The 5,403-nt window shown below is 71.8% G+C and carries 4 protein-coding genes; 2 read left to right on the forward strand and 2 right to left on the reverse strand.

The window, feature by feature from the left end; genetic code table 11:
* Nucleotides 1-2: 2 nt before the first annotated feature.
* Nucleotides 3-338 carry a peptidase gene (locus tag WML84_RS12420; protein ID WP_347346456.1) on the reverse strand — a complete coding sequence of 112 codons (336 nt, stop codon included), beginning with the start codon at nucleotides 336-338 and terminating at the stop codon, nucleotides 3-5.
* Nucleotides 335-1,588, reverse strand: coding sequence for an inorganic phosphate transporter (locus WML84_RS12425; RefSeq protein ID WP_347346457.1), 1,254 nt, complete (start codon nucleotides 1,586-1,588; stop codon nucleotides 335-337). Before WML84_RS12425 ends, WML84_RS12420 begins: the two co-directional genes overlap by 4 nt.
* 178 nt (nucleotides 1,589-1,766) lie before the next feature.
* Between WML84_RS12425 and WML84_RS12430 the strand changes: the two genes are divergently transcribed.
* Both WML84_RS12430 and WML84_RS12435 read left to right on the forward strand, forming a co-directional pair.
* A complete protein-coding gene (locus WML84_RS12430) occupies nucleotides 1,767-3,890 on the forward strand; it encodes a S9 family peptidase (protein WP_347346459.1) in 2,124 nt (707 codons plus the stop codon).
* Between the two features lie 314 nt (nucleotides 3,891-4,204).
* Nucleotides 4,205-5,038 carry a DUF559 domain-containing protein gene (locus tag WML84_RS12435; RefSeq protein ID WP_347346458.1) on the forward strand — a complete coding sequence of 278 codons (834 nt, stop codon included), beginning with the start codon at nucleotides 4,205-4,207 and terminating at the stop codon, nucleotides 5,036-5,038.
* The last annotated feature ends 365 nt before the right edge of the window (nucleotides 5,039-5,403 follow it).

Below are 5,403 nucleotides of genomic sequence, written 5' to 3' on the forward strand. Positions count from 1 at the left end.
CGTCAGTGGCCGAAGACGATCAGCAGGATGCCGGCGAGCACGGCGACGCCGCACAGCCCGAACGACCCGTAGGCGCCGACGAGCGCCACGCGCTTCTGGCCCTCGGTGAGGGGGCTCTTCTTGGCGGCCTTCGCGGCGGCCTTGGCGGCGCGCTGGGCCTCCTTCTCGGTGATCACCGTGATGGCGTCGGTGAACTCCGCGGGGGCGACGACGGGTGCGCGTCCACCGCGCACGAGCAGGCGCAGACCGATCGCGTAGAAGCCGACGACGAGCACCGCGGCGGTGAGCGCCGCGCCGAACACCTGCAGGAAGGCCAGCCAGTCGATCGAGACGGTCATCGCTGCGTCCCCTCCTGCGATCCGTCGCTGCCGGCCGCGGCCTTCGCGGCGGCCGCCCGGGCCTCGCGACGCTGACGGCGCGTGGGCGGCGGGTTGCGCTTGACCTTGACGGCGCGGCCGGAGTCGGCCACCTCGCTCATCGCGTTGTGCGCGGTGACCTCGTTCGCGCGCGAGCGCCAGAACAGGCCGAGGATGATCGCCACGGCCAGCACGGCGTCGATGAGCACGCCCCACGGGCCCAGCCAGACCACGAGCAGCGCGGCGACCGCGCCGACGGCGCCCGAGGCCGGGAGCGTCAGCACCCAGCCGATCGTGATGCGGCCGACGGTGCCCCAGCGGACCTTCGAGCCGCGCCGGCCGAGGCCCGACCCGATCACCGATCCCGAGGCGACCTGGGTGGTCGACAGCGCGAAGCCGAGGGCGCTGGAGGCGAGGATCGTCGAGGCGGTCGAGGTCTCGGCCGAGAAGCCCTGCGCCGGCTTGACGTCGGTGAGGCCCTTGCCGAGCGTGCGGATGATCCGCCAGCCGCCCATGTAGGTGCCGAGTGCGATCGTGATCGCGCACGCGAAGATGACCCACAGCTGCGGCTCGGTGTGGGCGCTGCTCTGCCAGCCGGCCATGACGAGGGCGAGCGTGATGACGCCCATCGTCTTCTGCGCGTCGTTGGTGCCGTGGGCGAGCGCCACGAGCGAAGAGGTGAAGATCTGGCCCCAGCGGAACCCGTCGCGACCGTCGGGCTTGTTGTCGACGCGGCGCGTGAGCCCATAGGCGAGCCGCGTGGCCAGGAACGCGATGACGCCGGCGGTCACCGGGGCGATGAGCGCGGGCAGCACGACCTTGCCGAGCACGACGCCGAAGTCGATCGCCATCACGCCGGCGCCGACCATCGTGGCGCCGATGAGGCCGCCGAACAGCGCGTGCGACGAGCTGGACGGAAGACCCAGCAGCCACGTGAGCATGTTCCAGGTGATCGCGCCGATGAGGCCCGCGAAGATGAGCGGCAGGAACGCGTCGGGTCTGATCTCCTGCTCGCGGATGATGCCGTGGGAGATCGTCTTGGACACCTCGGTCGACAAGAAGGCGCCGACCAGGTTGAGGACCGCGGCCAGGAGCACCGCGGCACGGGGCTTGAGGGCACCGGTCGCGATGGGGGTGGCCATCGCGTTCGCGGTGTCGTGGAACCCGTTCGTGAAGTCGAAGAACAGGGCCAGTCCGATGACCAGCAGCACGATCAGTACAGCGGTTTCCACTGTTCGCTTTCGTTTGACGTCAAGGGGATGCCGACGAGATCGGCGGTGCGAACGAACAGTTCACCGTGGCTTTGCGTTCCGTTAACCGGACCACTCAAATCCTCGCACATCGGGGCCGTTTCGGAGAACTCCCGACGGCCGGGGAATCTCCGTGCTCGGCTAGCGTGGAGCGGTGACGATCGAGCAAGCTCCCACCGCGGCATCCGTCCCCCCGCCCGTCGCCGAGGTCCGCCCCGTCGTGCGCAGCCACCACGGCGACGACGTCGTCGACGGGTACGAGTGGCTGCGCGCGAAGGACGACGAGGCGGTGCTCGCGCACCTGCGGGCCGAGAACGCCCACACCGAGGCGCGCACCGCCCACCTCGACGGCCTGCGCGAGCGCATCTTCCAGGAGATCAAGGGCCGCACGCTCGAGACCGACCTGTCGGTGCCCTCGCGGCAGGGCGCCTGGTGGTACTACGGCCGCACCGTCGAGGGGAAGCAGTACGGCATCCAGTGCCGCGCCCCGCTCGCCGCGCCCGACGACTGGACGCCGCCGGAGCTGAGCCCCGACCTCGACGTCCCCGGCGAGCAGGTGCTCCTCGACGGCAACGTCGAGGCCGAGGGTCACGACTTCTTCTCACTCGGCACCTTCGACGTCTCGACCGACGGCACGCTTCTCTTGTACGGCGTCGACACCGACGGCGACGAGCGCTACACGCTCCGCATCCGCGACCTCGTCACGGGCGCGCAGCTGCCCGACGAGATCCCCGGCACGTTCGCGGGCGCCGTGCTCTCCCCCGACGGGCGGTTCGTCGTCTACACGACCGTCGACGACGCGTGGCGTCCCGACACCGTGTGGCTGCACGAGATCGGCCGCGACGTCGCCGACGACGAGCGCCTGTTCCACGAGCCCGACGACCGCTTCTGGGTGGGCGCGGGCTTCACGCGCAGCGAGCGGTACCTGGTGATCGAGGCGGGCTCATCCATCACGTCGGAGGAGCTCCTGGTGGATGCCGGCGACCTCCGCGCCGCTCCGCGCCTGGTGTGGCCGCGCCGCGAGGGCGTCGAGTACTCGGTCTCGCACGCCGTCGTCGACGGCGAGGACGTGCTGTACGTGCTGCACAACGACGGCGCCCTCGACTTCGAGCTCGTGCGCGTGTCGGCCGCCGACCCGGCCGGACCGCGCGAGGTCGTGCTGCCGCACGTGCCGGGGCGGCGTCTGCTCGGCGTCTCCACGTTCCGCGACTGGGCCGTCGTGGGGTTCCGCCGCGACGGGCTCGCGCGGATCGGGATGCTGGACTACGCGACCGGCGCGGTCGCCGAGCTGGAGTTCGACGAGCCGCTGTACTCCGCGGGCACGGGCGGCAACGGGGAGTGGGCGCCGCCGGTGATCCGGCTCGGCTACTCGTCGTTCGTGACGCCGGGCACCGTGTACGACTACGTCGTCGCGACGGGCGAGCTGCTGCTGCGCAAGCGCCAGCCGGTGCTGGGCGGCTACGACCCCGCCGAGTACGGACAGGCGCGCGTGTGGGCTCCCGCGGCCGACGGCACGCGCATCCCGATCTCGCTCGTGTGGCGCCGCTCGTTCGGCGACCCCGGCGACGCGCCCCGCCCGCTGCACCTCTACGGCTACGGCTCGTACGAGCACTCCATCGAGCCGGCGTTCTCGGTCGCGCGCCTGTCGATGCTCGACCGCGGCGTGGTGTTCGCCGTCGCGCACGTCCGTGGCGGTGGCGAGCTCGGCCGCCAGTGGTACGAGGACGGCAAGCTGCTGCGCAAGCGCAACACGTTCACCGACTTCGTCGACTGCGCGCGCCACCTCGTCGACAGCGGACACACGCGGCCCGGGATGCTGGTGGCCGAGGGCGGCTCGGCCGGCGGCCTGCTCATGGGCGCCGTCGCCAACCTCGCGCCGGAGCTGTTCGCCGGCATCCTCGCCGACGTCCCGTTCGTCGACGCGCTCACGACGATCCTCGACCCGTCGCTGCCGCTCACCGTGATCGAGTGGGACGAGTGGGGCGATCCGCTGCACGACGCCGACGTGTACGCCTACATGCGGTCGTACACTCCGTACGAGAACGTGCGCGCGGGCGTGACCTACCCGCGCATCCTCGCGGTGACCTCGCTCAACGACACGCGCGTGCTGTACGTCGAGCCGGCCAAGTGGGTCGCGCGCCTGCGCGAGGTGGGCGCCGACGCGCTGCTCAAGTGCGAGATGGCCGCCGGGCACGGCGGCGTCAGCGGCCGCTACAACGCGTGGCGCGAGCGCGCGTTCGAGCTCGCGTGGCTTCTCGACGTGCTCGGCCTCGCCGACGCCTGACGACCGCGGCGGCCCGGCGGGCCCGGTCGGGGCGGTCGGCCCGTCTCCCAGATCAGGAGATCTGGCGAGCACAGGACGTTTCGGTGTGAATCCTCCTGTTCTCGCCAGATCTCCTGATCCCGGCGCGGCCCCGCGGGGAGGGCAGGGGGGTGGATGCCGTGAGGCCGATCCCTCCACAGATCGGACTCCGGCCGGGCTGTCCACAGATCTGCACGGACGGGCCGGCGGCGCCACCGAAGGCCGGGATGATGGGCGGCATGCCCGCGAGTGCCCGCTCAGATCGACGACGGCGTGACCTGCTCGCCTGGATACGCGTGCGCAACGGCATCTCGCACACCTCCGACATCCGCGCCGCAGGCTTCACCGTCCACGACGTCGCCGGGGCGGTGGCGGCCGGCACGTTGCAGCGCGTGCGGCGGTCGTGGATCGCCGTGCCCGAGTGCGATGCGAGACGGATCGCGGCGGCGACGGTCGGCGGCCGGGTGACGTGCGTCAGCGCGGCCGCGCTGCGCGGCTTCTGGCTCCCGGCCTCCGCCGTCCACGACAAGACGCACGTGTCCGTCCCGGGAACGGCCTCCCGCATCGATGCCGCCATGGTGCGGGTCCACTGGGGAACCGGGCCTGCCCCGACCGGCAGGAGCGAGCACGAGGATCCGATCCTCAACGTCCTGTTCCATGTCGCGCACTGTCTGCCGGAACGCGACGCGCTCGCCGTGTGGGAATCGGCCGTCCGGCAGAAGGCGGTGCCGGCCGACGTCCTCGGCCTCGTGGCCTGGCGCAGCTCACGCGCCGCCGCACTCGCCGCCGTCGTCTCCACGCTCTCCGACTCCGGTCTGGAGACCCGCTTCGTCGACGGGCTCCGCCGGGCGGGCATCTCCGTCAGGCAGCAGGTCTGGATCGACGGGCATCCCGTGGACGGCCTCATCGGGCGGTCGCTCGTGACGCAGATCGACGGATTCGCCCATCACAGCAGAGCCGCCGACCGTCGCCGCGACCTGGAAGCCGATGCCCGCCTCGTCATGCGCGGGTATGTCGTGCTCCGCTTCGACTACCACCAGGTGCTGTTCCAGTGGGACCGTGTGCTCGAGACGATCCGGACCGCCATCGCGCAGGGCTGCGGCCGGAGGCTTGTCCGGCCGACCCGCTGACGGCATCCGTCGCCCGAGAGCCTGACGCCACCCTTCCCCAACCTGACGCCGCCCTTCCCCAACCTGGCGCCGCCCTTCTCCAGATCAGGAGATCTGACGGGGGCGGGATGCCGCGCCCCACAGGCTCCTGTCCTCGTCAGATCTCCTGATGCGGCGAAGGCGACGGCACCGCGCGAAGGCGACGGCACCGGGCGAAGGCGACGGCACCCGGCGAAGGCGACGGCACCCGGCGAAGGCGACGGCACCGGTCGAAGCCGGCGCCGCCGGATCAGCCGAACAGCGCCGACGCCTCCTCGTACCGGTACAGCGGCACCGTGTTGAGCGCGCCGAGCGCGTCGACGAACGGCACCTGCACGATGTCGGTG

It is taken from the genome of Microbacterium sp. (assembly GCF_039812165.1).
Taxonomy (GTDB): Bacteria; Actinomycetota; Actinomycetes; order Actinomycetales; family Microbacteriaceae; genus Microbacterium.